15 protein-coding genes are annotated in these 16,874 nt (G+C 74.3%); 8 read left to right on the forward strand and 7 right to left on the reverse strand.

Annotated features, from left to right (window positions below; all coding sequences use genetic code 11):
- Window positions 1-190 precede the first annotated feature (190 nt).
- A complete protein-coding gene (locus LG943_RS26565; protein ID WP_270075121.1) occupies window positions 191-871 on the reverse strand; it encodes a sirohydrochlorin chelatase in 681 nt (226 codons plus the stop codon).
- Window positions 872-1,782: 911 nt separating this feature from the next.
- Between LG943_RS26565 and LG943_RS26570 the strand changes: the two genes are divergently transcribed.
- The 5 genes from LG943_RS26570 (at window position 1,783) to LG943_RS26590 (ending at window position 6,880) form a co-directional block, all read left to right on the forward strand.
- Window positions 1,783-2,592, forward strand: a complete 810-nt coding sequence (locus LG943_RS26570; protein ID WP_270075122.1) for a nucleotidyltransferase domain-containing protein — start codon at window positions 1,783-1,785, stop codon at window positions 2,590-2,592.
- 103 nt (window positions 2,593-2,695) lie between these two features.
- Entirely contained in the window at window positions 2,696-3,250 is a 555-nt protein-coding gene (gene def, locus LG943_RS26575; protein ID WP_270075123.1) for a peptide deformylase, read from the forward strand.
- A 211-nt stretch (window positions 3,251-3,461) separates the two neighbouring features.
- Window positions 3,462-4,430: a coiled-coil domain-containing protein gene (locus LG943_RS26580; RefSeq protein WP_270075124.1), complete on the forward strand. Its 969-nt coding sequence runs from the start codon at window positions 3,462-3,464 to the stop codon at window positions 4,428-4,430.
- A gap of 196 nt (window positions 4,431-4,626) precedes the next feature.
- Window positions 4,627-5,424, forward strand: a complete 798-nt coding sequence (locus tag LG943_RS26585) for an alpha/beta hydrolase family protein (protein WP_270075125.1) — start codon at window positions 4,627-4,629, stop codon at window positions 5,422-5,424.
- Window positions 5,425-5,494: 70 nt separating this feature from the next.
- Window positions 5,495-6,880, forward strand: a complete 1,386-nt coding sequence (locus LG943_RS26590; protein ID WP_270075126.1) for an MFS transporter — start codon at window positions 5,495-5,497, stop codon at window positions 6,878-6,880.
- Between the two features lie 177 nt (window positions 6,881-7,057).
- On the opposite strand, the gene LG943_RS26595 is transcribed toward LG943_RS26590, so the two are convergent.
- Window positions 7,058-7,273 (reverse strand): hypothetical protein, encoded by a 216-nt coding sequence (locus tag LG943_RS26595; RefSeq protein WP_270075127.1) that lies wholly within the window; start codon window positions 7,271-7,273, stop codon window positions 7,058-7,060.
- The gene (locus tag LG943_RS26600) at window positions 7,270-7,686 is read right to left on the reverse strand and encodes an ATP-binding protein (RefSeq protein ID WP_270075128.1); all 417 of its coding nucleotides are present in this window, start codon (window positions 7,684-7,686) and stop codon (window positions 7,270-7,272) included. The genes LG943_RS26595 and LG943_RS26600 overlap by 4 nt, the downstream gene beginning before the upstream one ends.
- A gap of 416 nt (window positions 7,687-8,102) precedes the next feature.
- On the opposite strand from LG943_RS26600, the gene LG943_RS26605 reads away from it, so the two are divergent.
- Together LG943_RS26605 and LG943_RS26610 are read left to right on the forward strand one after the other, a co-directional pair.
- A complete protein-coding gene (locus LG943_RS26605) occupies window positions 8,103-8,924 on the forward strand; it encodes a helix-turn-helix domain-containing protein (protein ID WP_270075129.1) in 822 nt (273 codons plus the stop codon).
- Entirely contained in the window at window positions 8,917-9,099 is a 183-nt protein-coding gene (locus tag LG943_RS26610) for a DUF397 domain-containing protein (RefSeq protein ID WP_408648662.1), read from the forward strand. The genes LG943_RS26605 and LG943_RS26610 overlap by 8 nt, the downstream gene beginning before the upstream one ends.
- Before the next feature lie 96 nt (window positions 9,100-9,195).
- Here LG943_RS26610 and LG943_RS26615 read toward each other — a convergent pair whose 3' ends face one another.
- Window positions 9,196-9,978: a CPBP family intramembrane glutamic endopeptidase gene (locus LG943_RS26615; protein ID WP_270075131.1), complete on the reverse strand. Its 783-nt coding sequence runs from the start codon at window positions 9,976-9,978 to the stop codon at window positions 9,196-9,198.
- Between the two features lie 327 nt (window positions 9,979-10,305).
- On the opposite strand from LG943_RS26615, the gene LG943_RS26620 reads away from it, so the two are divergent.
- Window positions 10,306-12,465, forward strand: coding sequence for an elongation factor G-like protein EF-G2 (locus LG943_RS26620; protein WP_270075132.1), 2,160 nt, complete (start codon window positions 10,306-10,308; stop codon window positions 12,463-12,465).
- A gap of 115 nt (window positions 12,466-12,580) precedes the next feature.
- On the opposite strand, the gene LG943_RS26625 is transcribed toward LG943_RS26620, so the two are convergent.
- The 3 genes from LG943_RS26625 to LG943_RS26635 form a co-directional block, all read right to left on the reverse strand.
- The gene (locus LG943_RS26625) at window positions 12,581-13,519 is read right to left on the reverse strand and encodes a threonine ammonia-lyase (RefSeq protein WP_270075133.1); all 939 of its coding nucleotides are present in this window, start codon (window positions 13,517-13,519) and stop codon (window positions 12,581-12,583) included.
- A gap of 198 nt (window positions 13,520-13,717) precedes the next feature.
- On the reverse strand, window positions 13,718-14,563 hold the full coding sequence (locus LG943_RS26630; RefSeq protein WP_270075134.1) for a M48 family metallopeptidase: 846 nt from the start codon (window positions 14,561-14,563) through the stop codon (window positions 13,718-13,720).
- Window positions 14,564-14,611: 48 nt separating this feature from the next.
- The gene (locus LG943_RS26635; RefSeq protein WP_270075135.1) at window positions 14,612-16,618 is read right to left on the reverse strand and encodes an amidohydrolase; all 2,007 of its coding nucleotides are present in this window, start codon (window positions 16,616-16,618) and stop codon (window positions 14,612-14,614) included.
- Window positions 16,619-16,874 lie beyond the last annotated feature (256 nt).

Below are 16,874 nucleotides of genomic sequence, written 5' to 3' on the forward strand. Positions count from 1 at the left end.
GGCCCCGGGGGGCCGGGCCGGTGGCTTGCGGTGCGGCGGGCGGCGGGGCCGGTGGTGCGGTCGCGCGGGTGGGGGAGGTCCCACCGGGCGGGCGCGGGCGCCGGTCCTCGACGACCGGGACCCGCGTTCGCCCGCTGAGTGGAGCGCTCGCGACCGGGGGCCGGCGGCGCGCGCCGGGCGGCGCGGGGCCTCAGGCCGCCAGGCGGGCCTTGGCGGCGCGGTGCTGGGCCAGCAGGGAGTCCACCACGATCTCGGAGGGCCACAGCGGCGCGGTGACGCTGGCGGCGCCGAGGTCGAGCAGCCGCTCGTAGTCGCGGTCCTCGACCAGGCGCCAGGTGGCCACGGCCACGCGGTCGCGGCCGTTGCGGCGCAGCCGCTCCACGGCGTCGCCCACCGAGGGCGCCCAGGAGTTGAGGTAGCCCACCTGCACCGGCGAGCCCAGGCGGCGGCTGAGCATCCGGGCGACGTCGGTGACGGCCTGGCGCTCGTCCTGGCCGGGGCTGCCGTCGGCGGCGAGCACGACGCCGTCGCCGGCGGTCCAGCCGGTGGCCAGCAGGCGGCCGGCGAGGTCGCCGACGATGGAGGGCACCGCGCCCAGGGGGGCGGTGTGCAGGGCGTCGAACCGGCCGCCGAGGTCGAGGCCGGCGAGCACCTTGGAGCTGGCGTGGTCGCCGCCGGCGACGTAGGCCGGCACGACGACCATCGGGCCGTCCACGGAGCGGACGGCGCGGTTGACCTCGCGGTCGGAGCCGAAGGCGGGCACGACGGGGGCCTCGCCGCGGCGGGCGACGGCGTCGGCCAGGCCGAGCAGCGCCTCGGCGCGGTCGGTGTCCTGGGAGTCGTCCGCTACGAGCACCATGGTCGGCACCATATGAATCTCCTTAGAAATCGCCGAGAACGCCGATCCTCATGGGACAGCCTAAGGAGCGGCGGTTTCGCCTGAATGACCTCGTGTTACGCACGCGAAAACAGAGCACGGGAAGGAAAAGAGCGCAGTGGATAGGGGGTTAAGTTCCCGAACTTCGCCGGGCGGAAGACGTGTTCCCAGGTGGCGGGTTCGCGGATACTGACCGTTGGCAGGCTCATGAAGGATGCTAACCGCTGGCGCCCCGCTTTTCCATGGCTGCCGGAGTCGCGCTCGTCACTACCGGAAGCACCGCACGGCCGAGGATCGCGCGGCGCCGCAGGCGGGACCGGCCAATGGCCGGGTTCTCTATAGAGGAGCGCGGACCGGGTAATGGTCAATGCGAAGGCACCAATTGAATACCGCGGAAACACAATGGGATGACTACCCGTTGTAGGACGTTTTATTCCCACCCCGCCCGCGCAAAGGCATTCGCAAAGAATCACCACGACTTCCCCCAGGCCCTGAACTGGGCGGATCCGCCGCATTCGGGAGCGGTGTCCCACCGCTCAGAACGGCGCCGACGCGCGCGAAACGCCATTCCGGCGCCAATACCGCACCCTTCCCCCGAAGGCCGCAAGAGTACATACCACATCCAATCTCTGAGCGCAAGGGTGCGCACACCCCTGTTCGCCGACAACCTGCCACCACCCCCGTGCGGGAGACTGGGTGCGGATCCGGCGTGATGGCTTGCTTTGCCGGGGTAGGCCCTCCCAGACTGAAGGACAAGGGACGCGACCTGCCGGAACGCTTCCCGGACCGCTCCGGCGGCCCCACGGGCGCCCCACGACCGGTCTGACCGACCCCGGCCGCCCGCCGCCGCCTCGCGGATCCCGGCGGGATCGCGACCCCCGCTGCTCGACCACACTGGAGACCACATGGCGATCCACCCGCGCGTGCGAACCCTGACCGAGGCGTTCCTGCACCACGCGGACGACGCGGCGCCCGGACTGGTGCAGGGCCTCTACCTGACCGGCTCCGTGGCGCTGGGCGACTTCCGCCCCCATGCCAGCGACGTCGACTTCGTGGTGGTGACCTCCCGGCGCGCCACCGACTCCGACCGCGACGCGCTGCGGCGCGCCCACGCCCGCACCCGCACCCAGGTCCCCCACCCCCAGTTCAACGGCATCCACGTCACCTGGGAGGACCTCGCCGAGGACCCCGGGGCGTGCGGCCCCGTGGCGGCGGTCACCGGCGGCCGGTTCCGGGAGCGCTCGACCGCCGACGTCAACCCCGTCACCTGGCACGTCCTGGCCGAGCGCGGTGTCACCGTGCGCGGGCCGCTGCCGGTGGAGCTGGACGTGTGGGACAACCCCGCCAGCCTGCGCGCGTGGTCCTTCGGCAACCTCGACGAGCACTGGCGCCGCTGGCGCGCCAAGGCCGGCCGCCTCGTCACCCCGCGCGGCCTGGCCGCCCTGGGGTCGCTGGCGCCCTCGTGGAGCGTGCTGAGCGTCAGCCGGCTGCACTTCACCCTGCGCACCGGCGAGATCACCTCCAAGACCCGCGCGGGCATGTACGCGCTGCACACCTTCCCCGAGCGCTGGCAGCGGATCGTCAACGAGTGCCTGCGGGTGCGCCGGGGCACCGCCCAGCCCTCGCTCTACGCCAGCGGCCCGGCCCGCCGCAGGGCCGCGCTGGACTACATCGAGATGGTGCTGGACGACGCCCTGAGCCCCCGGCCCGCCTGAGCCCTCGCCGCGCCCGAACGGCCGCGGCGCCGCATGCGCGGCGGCCTCCCCCGCCTGTGGACGGCGGCCACCCGGCGGGGGCGCGGCGGCTAGGCTGTCAGCCATGAGCAAGCGCCCCATCGTCTACTTCGGCGACCCCGTCCTGGTGACCCCCACAGCCCCCATCACCTCGTTCGGCCGCCACACCGAGGCGCTCATCCGCGACCTCCTCGACACCGTCGACGACCCCGGCCACGCCGGGGTCGCGGCCACCCAGATCGGGGTGGGCCTGCGGGCGTTCAGCTACAACGTCGAGGGCCGCGTCGGCTACGTCATCAACCCCGAGATCGCCGAGCTGTCCGACGAAGTCCAGGACGGCGAGGAGGGCTGCCTGTCGGTGCCCGAACTCGGGTTCCCCACCCGGCGGGCGCTGCGCGCCACCGTCACCGGGGTGGACCTCCGCAACGAGCCGGTCACCGTGCGGGGCGAGGGCCTGATGGCCCGCTGCCTCCAGCACGAGGTCGACCACCTCGACGGCGTGCTGTACCTCGACCGCCTCGACCGCGACACCCGCCGGACCGCCATGCGCGCCGTCCGCCAGGCGCCGTGGTTCCTCAACCGCGGCACCCCGCCGCCCGCCGCCCAGCGCCTGCCCAGCGGGTTCGGCGGCGCCTCCTGACGGCCGGGGCGCCGGGCCGGGCGCGCCGCGCCCTCGGGCGGGACGCCGCACGCGCCCCCGCGACGGCCGCCGGGCGGCCCGTCACCGTGCGCGGCTGGCGGGGTAACGACCCGATCTCGTATCGTCTGCTCCAGCACCGCGCGGACCGCGCGCACCCCGCGCACCACGTGTCGCCCCCCGACCGGTCCGCTCCCGACACCAGGTGACCCTCATGCACACTTCAGCACCCGCACGATCGCGCCGGCGCGCGCTCCTGCTGCCCGCGCTGGCCATCGGCACCGCCCTGCTCATGCCCGCCACCTCCTACGCCGACCCCCAGGACGACGAGCCCGACATCGACGAGCTGACCGCCCGGGCCGAGGCGCTGGAGGAGGAGTACGACACCGAGCTGATCACCTACCACGACGCCAAGGACGAGGTGGAGCAGGCGCGGCGCCGGCTGAACGATGTCGAGGACGAACTCGCCCGCAACCGCGAGGAGGTCGCGGTGCTGGCGGCCGGCCAGTACATGGGCTCGGGGCTGGACCCCGGCATCGAGGTCGCGCTGAGCAGCAACCCGCAGGACATGCTCGACGACGCCGCCATGGCCAACCGCGTCACCGTCAGCCACGGCGAGCGCGTCGAGTCCCTCACCGACCTCCGCGCCGAGCGCGAGGAGGCCGCCGAGAAGGCCGACGACAAGCTCCAGGAGGCCGAGGAGCTGGTCGAGGAGCTGGAGTCCCAGCGCGACGAGGTCCTGGCCAAGATCGAGCGCTACGAGGAGGAGCAGGTCCCCGAGACCCCCGGCACGGGGTCGGTGCCCGCCAGCGCCATGGGGCCGGGCTGGGACGGCGCCACGCCGCGCATGGCCGCCATCCGCGACGACATCGTCAGCAACTTCGGCGCCCCCTACCCGGTGGGTTGCCTGCGCCCCGGCGACCCCGGGGAGCACGGGTCGGGCCGCGCCTGCGACTTCATGATGAGCGCGGGCGGCGCCACCCCGACCGAGGCCAACCGGGCGCTGGGCCAGCAGATCGCCGAGTACGCCCAGGCCAACGCCGACCGCCTCGGCGTGATGTACATCATCTGGGAGCAGCGCATCTGGCACTCGGCCAACCCCGGGGCCGGGTGGGAGATGATGAACGACCGCGGCAGCATCACCGCCAACCACTACGACCACGTGCACATCTCGTCCTACTGACGGACGGGACGGCGGCGGGTCCGGCCGGTGACGTCGGGGGACGCGGGTCGCGGCGCGGTCCGGCCCGCGTCCCCGTCCCCGCCGGGACGCCGTCCGGAGGTGCCCGCCCCCGGGCCGCCCGTGGTGCGCGCCCGCCCCCGCGTGGTCGTGCCTCCCGCCCTGACGTGGGCGGGGACCGTCAGGCACGATGGTGGTCATGACCGATGCACCGCCACGTCCCGCGCCGCTGTCCGAGCCCGAGCGGCGGCGCCTCACCACCTCCGACGGCGTCGACCTCGACACCGCGCTGCTGCGCGGGGACTCCTCGGGCACCGCCGCGGTGGTGCTGGCCAACGGGTTCACCGGCACCTGGCGCAACCCCGGCACCAAGCGGGTCGCCCGGCACCTGCTGGGCATCGCCGACGTCATGACCTTCGACTTCCGCGGCCACCGCGAGTCCGGCGGGCTGTGCACGGTGGGCAACCTGGAGGTCCACGACGTCGAGGCCGTGGTGGCGCACCTGCGGGAACGCGGCTACACCCGGATCGCCACCGTGGGGTTCTCCATGGGCGCGGCGGTGGTGGTGCGCCACGCCGCCATGTTCGGGGGTGTGCGCGCGGTCGTCGCGGTCAGCGGGCCGAGCATGTGGTATTACCGGGGGAGCCGCCGGATGCGGCTGCTGCACTTCGGGGTGGAGCGCCCGGTGGGGCGCTGGTTCCTGCGGGTGGCGCGCAAGGTGCGGGTCATCGACACCGACTGGGACCCCGTCCCGCCCGACCCCACCGAGCTCGCGCCGCGGGTGTCGCCCGCGCCGCTGCTGGTGGTGCACGGCGACGCCGACGCCTACTTCCCGGTGGAGCACGCCCACCGGCTGCACGACGCCGCCCGCGAGCCCAAGGAGCTGTGGATCGAGCCGGGCATGGGCCACGCCGAGCGCGCCGTGACGCCTGAGTGCGCCGCGCGGGTCGCCCAGTGGCTCCAGCCCAGCCTGGCCCCCGCCGAGCCCGCGCCCTGACCTGTCCCGCCCCCACCCGTCGCCCTTCGCCCATCACCCCCGTCCACGCCATCGCCACCGGAAAGAGACGATGCCCCAGACCTCCGATGTCCGGATGACCTCCGCCGCGCGGCCCGGCCCGCAGCACCACGGCCTGCGCGGGTGGGGGTTCCGGCTGCTCGTGCTGGCCAGCGTGCTCAGCTTCGCCGGGTATGTGCTGCTGCTGCCGGTGGTGCCGCTGTGGGCGGCGCGCGGGGGCGCCGGGGAACTGGGCGCTGGCGCCACCACGGCGGTGTTCATGGGGACCACGGTGCTCACGCAGTTGGCGATGCCGTGGCTGCTGGACCACGGCGGGTACCGCTGGACGTTCCCGGTGGGCGCGCTGCTGCTGGGCGCGCCCGCGCCCCTGCTGGGGCTGACCACCGACCTCGGGCTGCTGCTGGCCGTGTCGGGTCTGCGCGGCGTGGGGTTCGGCATGGTGACCGTGGTGGGCTCGGCCCTGGCCGCGCGGCTGGTGCCGCCCGACCAGATCGGCCGCGCGGCGGGCTACTACGGCATGGCGGTGGGGCTGCCGCACGTGGCGTTCCTGTCGGGCGGGGTGTGGGCGGCGCTCAACCTCGGTTTCGACGCGGTGTTCTGGGCGGCGGGCGCCGCCCCGGTGGCGGGCGCGCTCGCCGCTGCGGGGATCTGGCTTATGGCGGGCTCGGGCGCGATGGCGTCCGGCGAGTCGCCGGGACAAAAGGGAGCGGCGGAAGCGGCCGGTCAGTCGGGAGTAGCGGGAGCGGCGGGTCCCACGGGATCAGCGGGTTCGCCGGGATCAGCCGGCCCGGCGGAACCGCCGAGTCCGGCCGGTCCCGCCGGTCCGGCCGCCGCCGCACCGGCGGCGCGCGGCCCGCGCGCCCACGCCCGCCTGGCCGCTCCCCTGTTGCTGATGCTGGTGTGCGCGCTGTCCTCCAGCGCCGTCGTGACGTTCCTGGCGATCCCGCTGGAGGAGGCCGCGACGGTGGTGTTCGCCGCGCTGCTGGCCTACGGGCTGCTGTCGGTGGCGGGCCGGTGGGCGGCGGGCGCGCTGAGCGACCGGCGCCGCCGGATCGCCGTGCTGGTGCCCGCGACCGCGATGACGGCGGTCGGCATGGGCCTGGCCGCTGCGGCGCTCTGGCCCGCCGGGCCGGGCTGGGAGGGGCCGGGCGCCCTGGGCGCGGCGGCGGCCGTGGCGGGCGCGGCCCTGTTCGGCGCGGGCTTCGGCGCGGTGCAGAACGACACCCTGGTGGTGATGTTCCGCCGGTCCGGCCCCCGGGGCTACGGCACCGCGAGCGCGGTGTGGAACATCGGCTACGACGGCGGCGCCGGACTGGGCGCGGTCATCGTGGGTCTGGCGGTGCAGGCGGCGGGCTACGGCCCGGCCTTCGCCCTGGCCGCCACGGCGGTGGCACTGTGCCTCCCGGTCGCGGCGATCCTGGTCCGCCGCCCCGACTGAACGGCCGACCACGGGCAACCCGCCGCGCCGAATGCGGACGGGGCACGCCTTCTCCTTGAGTTTCCGGATGTGTGCGAGGGACCGCCCCCCGGGGGGCGGGGGGCGGTCCCTGCGAGCGGCGGCTGTCTCCCCCTCCAGAGTCAGCCGCCGCGCTTGTGGGCCGCGGCGGGGCGGCGGTCAGTCACGCGTGGCGTGGCGCGCGGCCCGGCGGCGGTCGCAGTGCTGGGCGATGTCGGCGCATCTGCTCAGCGCGGCCAGCCAGGCTTGGGGGTCGTCCTCGGCGCGCAGGGGGACCTCGACGTGGATGCCGGGGGCCAGGTGCAGGGTGAACGCGTGATCGTCTTCGCGGGAGAAGGTGAGCGACGCCGACGGCCCGCGCGCGTGGTTGCTCATGCGTATACCTCCTGGGTGCTCCAGGTGATGACGTAGTAGATGCCGGGGCCTGTGGGGCGTGGTCCCCACTCGTCGGCGAGGTGGTCGATCAGACCGAGGCCGCGCCCGTGCTCGTCGGTGGGGGCGGCGGTCATCAGGGTGGGGCGGGTCGGGCCTCCGGTGTCCTCCACCTGGACGGCGATGCGTCCGGGGTAGGCGTGGAGGAAGACGCGGAACCAGGTGGTGTCGGTGGTGTGCAGGACGGCGTTGGTGGTGGCCTCGGAGCACAGCAGCACCGCCGCCGCCCGGCGCTCCTCGGGGACCGCGATCCCGGCGGTGTTCAGCGAGGCGACCATCCAGTGCCGCGCGTCGGCGACGGAGGCCGGGTGCGCGTAGAAGACCCGTGAGGTCACCAGGACGGGCGGGGTCGTCATCGCTCCCCCAAAAGCTCGGGGCGGCGGCTCCACCAGAAGTAGGGACGAATACGACCACGGCGTGCATGGCGCGGTTGATACCGCGTGCTGTGCCGGGGCGTATAGGGCGTTGCGGGGCGTATAGGGTTTCGCATGGGTCTCCACCTGCTATCCCAGGTCGGGGATCAAGGCCCTGTTCGGTGTTCGCGTCACCGGCAGGGCCGTTTTGATTAGCGGCCAGTCGCACACGAAGGCGAAAACCCCATTCGGTTTCGGCGCTCGCGTTCTCGTGGTCGGCCGATTCGGCCACATGCCCACGATGGACGCCGGGGAAGTGCCAGGGAAGCCCGAACAGTATGCCGAAGGAAGCTGAATACGAGCGTGGAATTCTTGAAAGTTCCGTGGACACGACCTGCACGAGCTGCCACGATGGCCACATGCTCAAGCAGCAGAAGGATGTGCGACATGTCCGATTTGGTCGTGCGCTTTCGTCGGCACGTGATAAGACGGGGATGACACAAGCCGTTCTAGGCCGAGCCATTGGGCGAAGCGACAGCCACATCAGCAATGTGGAGGGTGGATACCGCCGCATGTCGGCGACGGACGTACGTGCGGCCGATGAGAAATTGGGCGCCAACGGGCGACTCGTCCGGCTCTACGACGATCTGTACGAAGACGGCCCCACGGATTGGCTGGACAATCTCGTGGAACTACAGGCGGAAGCAGAGATCATCCGCGAATGGCATCCGGTGCTCGTTCCAGGACTGCTTCAGACGGAGGACTACGCACGTGCCGTGGTGAGTGCTGGGGCTCCGTGGCGAACTCCAGAGAGTGTGACCGACAAGGTAGAGCAACGGATGCGCGCATCAGCACGCGTTCTGGACGGGCCGACGCCGCACTACCACGTCGTCATAGACGACTCAGTCATCACCCGGCCTGTGGGTTCACCCGCGATCATGGCTTCCCAACTCCGATCCCTGGTGGAGCGCGTGAGATCGGGCCGTGTCATGATTCAGACGTATCCGTTCGCCTCGTGGCCGCACGCTGGTCTTTCCGGCCCGTTCTCATTGCTGTCGTCGGCGTCGGCCCCCGATACGGTGCATGTCGAAAGCGTTTATCGTGGCCAAGCGACGGATGACCCCGAGACTGTCCGGCATACCGGTATGTCGTTCAGTACCCTCCAGGCAAACGCGCGGGGCACGCGCGAAACGGTGGAGCATCTGTGCGCGATGATCGAGGAGCATGAGCAACATGTATGAGCAGAGGTGGCACAAGAGCCGCTACAGCGCGGGCGCTGAGAACTGCGTAGAGGTCCGCGAGCACGCGGCTGGGGCCGACATCCGGGACACGCAGAACCGCGACGCCGGACACCTGGGCGTCCCCTCTGCCGAGTGGGCCGCGTTCCTGGTGGCCGTCAAGTCGGCCGAACTCTAGTCCCCTTACCCCCCGACGCTACAGAGCTGGCGCGGCGGCCACCGCCGCGCCAGGCGCACAGCCCGGGATGACGACCACGAGCCCCCGGCCAGGGCACTACAGGGCTCGGGTGCGGTGGCGGCGGCCGCTGCCGCTCAGCAGTAGGGAGCGCAGGTCTACCAGGATGTGCAGGATCACGGGTATCAGCAGGCTTCCGGTGCCCAGGAACAGCACCATGAACAGGGCGCCCAGCAGCCCCGGACCCACCAGGCCCCACCAGCCCTGGTAGATGTGGGCCACCGCGAACAGGACGCACGCCACGACGGCGGCGAGCCATACCGGTAGGCCCAGTGCCGCGCCGAAAGCCACCAGGAAGGCGCGGTACAGCAGCTCCTCGGACACGCCCGCCGTCACCGCCAGCACCCCCGCCCAGCGGCGCTCGGCGCGGGTGCGCGGGCTCAGGACGGCCAGCACCTGGCCCGGGTCGGGCGGCGGGGGCAGGGGCGGGGCGGCGGGGCCGCCGCCCCGGCGGGAGCGCGACCGGCCGGTTTCGCGGTCGCGGGTGATCAGCCACACCACCAGCATCGCCAGGCCGAACCCCAGCCCGGCCGCCAGGAACGGCCCCCACACCGTGGGCAGGCGCAGGCCCAGGTGGGCCGGGGTGAGGTCGGTCGCCAGGAAGGCGGCGACCGCGATCAGCGCGGTCCAGGCCGCCTGGATCGCCACCGTGAACTGGTAGAAGCGCACCAGCGCCCGGGGGTCGGACTCGCGGCGGCGGCGCAGCCAGGCGAAGGCCAGGCGGCCCAGGAGCGGCTCGCCGACGGCGGCGTAGACCACGAGCACGACCGCCACCACCGTGGCGACCGCGCCGAACTCGGGAATGCTCTCGGACCACAGCACGGCCACACCCTAAGAGATCCGGCCGCCCGCTCCGCACGTTTGGGACGGTCCGGAGGCGCGTCTCACACCGCGCCCCGGCCGCGCTCCCGCCCGCACGCAGCGCCTCCGCGCGCGCGAAGGGCGCCCCGGACCTGCGCGGGCACCCCGGCGTGTCGGCACATGTCCCCCTTGTGATATCTGCCGCAACGGGCGACTGTGGAAAGTGTTCCGCGTCACACCGACGCGGAGCGTCGGCGTCCGTCCGCGCGGCGGCCCGCCCCGCCCGGCGGCACCGCCACGCGGCCCCGGGCCGCGCGCGGCCCGGCCGAACAAGGAAGGTGGCAGAGCATGGCGGACAAATCCGGTCCAGCGACCGCCGGCAGGGCACCCAGGGCCGACCACCCGGCGAAGATCCGCAACGTGGTGCTGGTCGGCCCCTCCGGCGCGGGAAAGACGACCCTGGTCGAGGCCCTGCTGCACGCCTCCGGCGCGACGACCCGCATGGGCCGCGTCGAGGAGGGCACCACCGTCAGCGACCACGACGACGTCGAGATCCGGCAGAAGCGCTCCGTGAACCTCACCGTGGCCCCGGTGTCGGCGGGCGGTGTCAAGGTCAACCTGCTCGACACCCCCGGCTACGCCGACTTCGTCGGCGACCTGCGCGCCGGGCTGCGCGCCGCCGACGCCGCGCTGTTCGTGGTCTCGGCGGTCGACGGCGTGGACGGCCGCACCCGGCTGCTGTGGCGCGAGTGCGCCGCGATCGGGATCCCGCGCGCCGTCGCCGTCACCCGCATCGACCACCACCGCGCCGACTTCGACGGCGTGGTGGAGCAGTGCCGCGCCGCGTTCGGCGACGGCGTGCAGCCCGCCTACCTGCCGGTGTTCACCGGCGAGGGCGACAACCGCACCGTGGCGGGGCTGCTGGGCCTCATCTCCCGCCGCTACCACGACTACACCGGCCCCGAGCGGGTCGAGGCCGCGCCGCCCGAGGACGTCTGGGAGCGCGCGGCCCCGCTGCGCGACGCGCTCATCGAGGGGGTGATCCAGGAGAGCGAGGACGAAACCCTCATGGACCGCTACATGGAGGGCGCCGACCTCGACCCCGCGATGCTCATCGCCGACCTGGAGGCCGCCGTCGCGCGCGGCGGGTTCCACCCGGTGCTGGCGGTCTCGGCCACCCGGGGCGTGGGCGTGCCCGAACTCCTGGAGGAGCTGCCGCGCGCCACGCCCTCGCCCGCCGAGCGCCCGCTGCCCGACGTCACCACCGTCAACGACCGCCCCGTGGGCCGCGAACTGACCTGCGACCCCGACGGCCCGCTGCTGGCCGAGGTCGTCAAGACCGTCAGCGACCCCTACGTGGGCCGGGTCAGCCTGGTGCGCGTCTTCAGCGGCACCCTGCGCCCCGACACCGTGGTGCACGTGTGCGGCCACGGCCTGGCCGAGCGCGGCCACGCCGACCACGACGTGGACGAGCGCGTCGGCGCGCTGCTGGCCCCACTGGGCAAGCACGGCGAGCCGGTGGGCGAGGTGGTGGCCGGCGACGTGTGCGCGGTGGCCAAGCTGACCCGCGCCGAGACCGGCGACACGCTCTCCGACAAGGACCGCCCGCTGCGCATGCCGCCGTGGACGTTCCCCGACCCGCTGCTGCCGGTGGCGCTGCGCGCCGCCACCCGCTCCGACGAGGACAAGCTGGCCCAGGCCGTGGCGCGGCTGGCCGCCGAGGACGTCACCCTGCGGGTCGAGGTCAACCCCGAGACCCACCAACTGGTGCTGTGGTGCATGGGCGAAGCCCACCTCGACGTCGCCCTGCACCGGCTCGCCGCCCGCCACGGGGTGGAGGTGGCGACCGAGGAGGTGCGGGTGCCGCTGCGCGAGACGTTCGCGGCGCCCGCCGAGGGCATGGGCCGCAACGTCAAGCAGAGCGGCGGCCACGGCGAGTACGGCATCTGCCGCATCCAGGTGGAGCCGCTGCCCTCGGGCTCGGGCCTGGAGTTCGTGGACAGGATCGTCGGCGGCGTGGTGCCGCGCCAGTTCATCCCGTCGGTCGAGAAGGGCGTCCGCGCGCAGATGGAGAGCGGGGTGCGCACCGGCCACCCGCTGGTGGACATCCGGGTGACCCTGTACGACGGCAAGGCGCACTCGGTGGACTCCTCCGACATGGCCTTCCAGAAGGCCGGCCGGCTGGCGCTCAAGGACGCCGCCGACCACTGCCGCATCGCGATGCTGGAGCCGGTGGACGAGGTCGGCGTGCTCGTGGACGAGGAGTACATGGGCGCGGTCATGAGCGACCTGTCGGCGCGGCGCGGACGGGTGGTGGCCACCGAGATGGCCGGGGACGGCCGCACGCTGATCCGCGCGGAGGTCCCGCAGTTGGAGATCACCCGCTACGCGGTGGACCTGCGCTCCCTGGCCCACGGCACCGGGACCTTCAGCCGGTCCTACCTGCGGCACGAGCCGCTGCCCGCGCACCTGGCCGAGCGCTACGGCGCGGCGCTGTCCGAGGCGTGAGCGGCCCCGGAGCGGGCCGGGTCCCGCCGGGCGCGCGAGGGCGCCCGGCGGGACCCGGCGGGGCGGTGTCAGCGGAGCGGACCCCGGGCGCGGGTGCCGGGGCGCCGCGCGGGGCTCACAGGGACTTGGTGAGGTCGGGGGCGAAGTTGCTGCCGGTGAGCACGGTGCCCACCCGGGTTCCGGGGATGTCGCGGTTGGCGATGGCGGCGACGCCCACGGCCGCCGAGGGCTCCACGATGAGCCCGAGGCTGTCGCGCAGCAGGCGCAGCGCGGCGTAGATCTCGTCGTCGTCCACCAGGACCATGTCGTCCACGACGCCGCGCATCCACTCCACCGCCTCGGGCACGGCCACGCGCACCGCCAGGCCGTCGGCGGCGGTGCGCGCCGTGGCCGTGGCCACCGGGCGCCCGGTGCGCCAACTGTGCGCCATGGCGGGCGCGCCCGCCGCGCACACCCCCACCACCCGGGTGGTGCGGGAGTACTCCTTGAGCCAGCGGCCGATGCCGGAGATCAGCGCGCCGTTGCCCACCGGCACCACGACGGTGTCCAGGTGCAGCGGCGCGAGTTCGACCCCGATGGTGCCGGCGCCCTCGGCGATGTGGGGCACGGCGCCGTCCTCCACGAACACGCAGTCCTGGCGGCCGGCGGCGTGGGCGAGGGCGTCGTCCTTGGCGGCGTCGAAGTCGGCGCCGCCGACGACCACGCGGGCGCCCAGTTCGCGCATGCGCGCGATCTTCAGCGGGTTGGTGTCGGCGGGGACGAAAACGTGCACGGGCAGCCCGCGGTGGCGGGCGGAATAGGCCATGGCCTGCCCGAAGTTCCCGGCCGAGGCGCACACGATCGCGCGGTTCTCGCCGGTGTCGCGGAGCAGGAAATCCGCGCCCCGGCCCTTGAAGGAGCGGATCGGATTGAGGGTTTCTATTTTGAGCAGGGTCTCGCGCTCCAGCAGGCGGGAGAAGGAGTCGTCGGAGATCTGCGGGGTGTCCCGGAAGATCGGGTCGATCAGGTGGGACGCCGTTTCGATTCGTTCCAGGCGAAGGGTATCGATCGACATGTGCGCATCGTAGAAGCGTTAGGTTGCGCTCATGCGACCTACTCTCGCGAATGCCGCATAAAAGCACGTCGGCTTTTGGTGCGCGTCCGTTTTCGGCCATTTCCGGGCACGGCCGCCGCGCATCCGGGTGTCCCGGTTGGGCCGGCGGGCGCCGCCCGCGCGGGGCCGCGCCCGCCACGGGAGGGCGGCCGGTGGCGGCTAGATCAGGCGCCCGGGGCGGGAGCGGTCCAGCAGCGCCTGGAACCGCCACGTGTTGACGGGGTGGCTGGAGAGCAGGTTGACCAGCATCACGAACAGGCCCTGGTCGGTGTGGGCGCGCGCGGCGATGTCGGCGAAGTCGACCTCGCGGTAGAGGTACTTGCCGGCGGCCAGCACGCGCAGCCCCTCCATGCCCTCGGGGCAGAACGCGTAGGCGTGGTTGTCGGCGGTGTACTCCTGGGCGCGGTTCAGGGTGGCGCCGATGCCGGGGATGATGTTGGCGACCGACACCCCGAACTGCCGCCAGAACGAGGTGTGCCCGGCCGCGATGTGGCCGACCTCGTGGCCGATCACGAACCGCAGCGCGTCGGGGTCGGCCAGCCGCCCGCCCACCTCGAACAGGTCGCTGTGCACCGCCACGAACCGGCGGAACCCGTGGCCCGAGGCGAACGCGTTGACGTGGCCGTTGCCCGCCACCACATAGGCGTCGGGCACCTGGGGCAGGTCGAAGGCGCGGGCGGCGTCGACCACCATCCGGTGGGCCTCGGGGAACTGGGTCTGGGAGATCCGCACCCCGTTGACCCGCTGGCGGGCGTAGAGCTGGCCGCGCGCGAAGAACACCAGCGCCGGGATGGTCAGCAGCACCAGCGGCTGGCCTGTGTCGCCGTCAAGCGCGCGGTTGACCGCGCCCACCACCGCCAGCGCGGTGATGGCCACGCACACCCACAGCGCGGTGTTCTCGCCGGGGTGGCGCAGGGCGCGGGCGCGCCGGGGGTCGCCCCACCGGCCCAGCCACGGCCACCGACCCCGAGGCCGATCCGCCCGCCTGTCCGGCGAGACATCCATACGGCACCGCTCCGCCCCAGCCGCCGGCCCCGCTGCCGCGCGCCCGGCCTACAGCCGGTAGGGCGGGTCCTGCGGGGGTTCCTGTCCGGAATCGTAACGCGCGGAGGGGTCGTAGTAGGGCGGTTCGTCCCGGTCGCGGTCCCGGTCGCGGTCGGTGTCGCGGTCGCCGCCGGGCGGGTAGGGCGCCGCCCCCGGCGGGGGCGGCGGGGGTGCGGCCACCGGAGGACCCTGCGGGGGCGGCGCCATGATCGCGGGCCCCTGCGGCGGCGCGGCCGAGGGCGCCGGAGGCGCGGGCGGGTCGTCGTCGCCGAGGTGGTCGGCCATGTCGGTGGCGGCGGTGGGCTCGCCCTCGTCGTCGTCCACGCGGGCGTGGCCGCCGCGCGGCCCGGTGCCGGCCGGGGACCCGGCGGGCGGGGGCGGCGGCGTGCCCGGCGCGGCCGGCCCGGTCGGCGGCGGCAGGGGGGCGCCCGGCGCGGGCAGGGGGTCGGGGTAGGCGGCGGTGGGCGGCACCCGGCCCGGCGGGACGGGGCCGGCCGGGTAGGGGTCGCCGTAAGGCGCGGCGTCGCCGGGCCGGGCCACGGCGGGCTCGGCGGGGCCGCCGAGGGGCGCGCCGCCGTGGGCGGGGGTGGCCGGGAACTCGGGCCGGCCGCCGGCGGGCGCGAAGTCGGGCGCGGCGGCCGTGGAGGCGGGCGCGGGCGGGGGCTCGGCGGCGCTGAACGCGGCCTGCCCGCCGGTGGGCACCGGGTCCTCGCCCCGGCCCAGGTAGGCCAGGGCGCCCACGGCCATCGCCGCCAGCCCGGCGCGCAGCACGGGTTCGCGGTCGGGGGCGAAGAACGGCGAGTGGTTGGCCGGCACCGCCTGGAGCTTCTCGTAGGGGGTCTGGCCCGGCGCGGACTCCCACACCTGGTGGGGGGTGCCGCCCAGGAACCAGTAGACGTAGGGCACCGGCTCGGGGTCGCCGGGCAGGCCGAAGGCGCCGAAGTCCTCGCTGGCGGTGACCGGCTCGGGCAGCTCCACCACGTAGCCGTCGCCGAAGTAGGCGCGGTGGGCGGCCAGCACCTGGGCGGTGGCCTCGGGGCTGTTGGCGGTGATGTCGGTCTCGCGGACCACGGTGATCTCGGGTTCGCGGCGGGCGCCGGAGGCCGCGGCCTCGGCCCGCACGATCCGGTCGATGGCGTCGTGCAGGCGGTCGGTGACGGCGGGGTTGAGGGCGCGGGTGTCGATCTCCAGCAACGCCTCGTCGGGGATGACGTTGGCCTTGGTGCCGGCGCTGATGCGCCCGACGGTCACCACCGCCATCTCGCTGGGGCTGACCTCGCGCGCGACGATGGTCTGGAGCCGGGTCACGATGCTCGCGGCGATCACCACGGGGTCCACGGCGGCGTCGGGCCGCGCGGCGTGCCCGCCGGTGCCGAACACCCGCACCCGCAACTGGGTGGAGGCGGCCATCAGCGGGCCGGCGCGGTGGGCGACCATGCCGGCGGGCTGGGAGCCCAGGTGCTGGCCCAGCACGATGTCAGGGCGGCCGAAGCGGGTGTAGAGGCCGTCGCGCAGCATGGCCTCGGCGCCGTCGAGGGTCTCCTCGCCGGGCTGGGCGACCACCATCAGCGTGCCGCGCCAGTGGTCGCGCGCCCCGGCCAGCAGGTCGGCGGCGCCCACCAGGCAGGCGGTGTGGGCGTCGTGGCCGCAGGCGTGCATGATCGGCACGTCGCGGCCCTCGTCGTCCACGCCGCGCGCGGTGCTGGCGTAGGGCAGCCCGGTCTTCTCCTCGACCGGCAGCGCGTCCATGTCGCCGCGCAGCAGCACGGTGGGGCCCTCGCCGTTGCGCAGGACGCCGACGACGCCGGTGCCGCCGATCCCGGTGGCGACCTCGAAGCCGGCGCGGGCCAGCCACTCGGCCACGGCGCCGGCGGTGCGGTGCTCCTGGTGGGAGAGTTCGGGGTTCTTGTGCAGGTCGACGTAGAAGCCCTCGACCAGAGGGAAGATCTCGTCGACCAGCCGCATGACGGCACCGCCGTGCTGTGCGGCACGCTGGGGATCGAGCGCGTGCGGCATGCGATTCCACCGCCTTCTGTCCTGGATCGGGGAGCAGTGCCAACCACCCGGTCTGGCTACCGGCGGGCGACCGCAGCGCCGATTGTCCCGCTCGCGGTGGCGAATCTCAAACTTCGCCTTGGGGCCCCGCCCGTGCCCGGGCGGGCGCGGCGGCGCCGCGCCGGGGGCGTGCGGGAGCCGCGCGCGGGCGGGGCGCCCCTGGTCGCGGCGCCGTGCGCCGGGGCGCGGAGCCCGCCGGCGGCGGGGGTGCGGCCCG

The organism is Streptomonospora mangrovi (genome assembly GCF_027604915.1).
GTDB classification, from domain to species: domain Bacteria; phylum Actinomycetota; class Actinomycetes; order Streptosporangiales; family Streptosporangiaceae; genus Streptomonospora; species Streptomonospora mangrovi.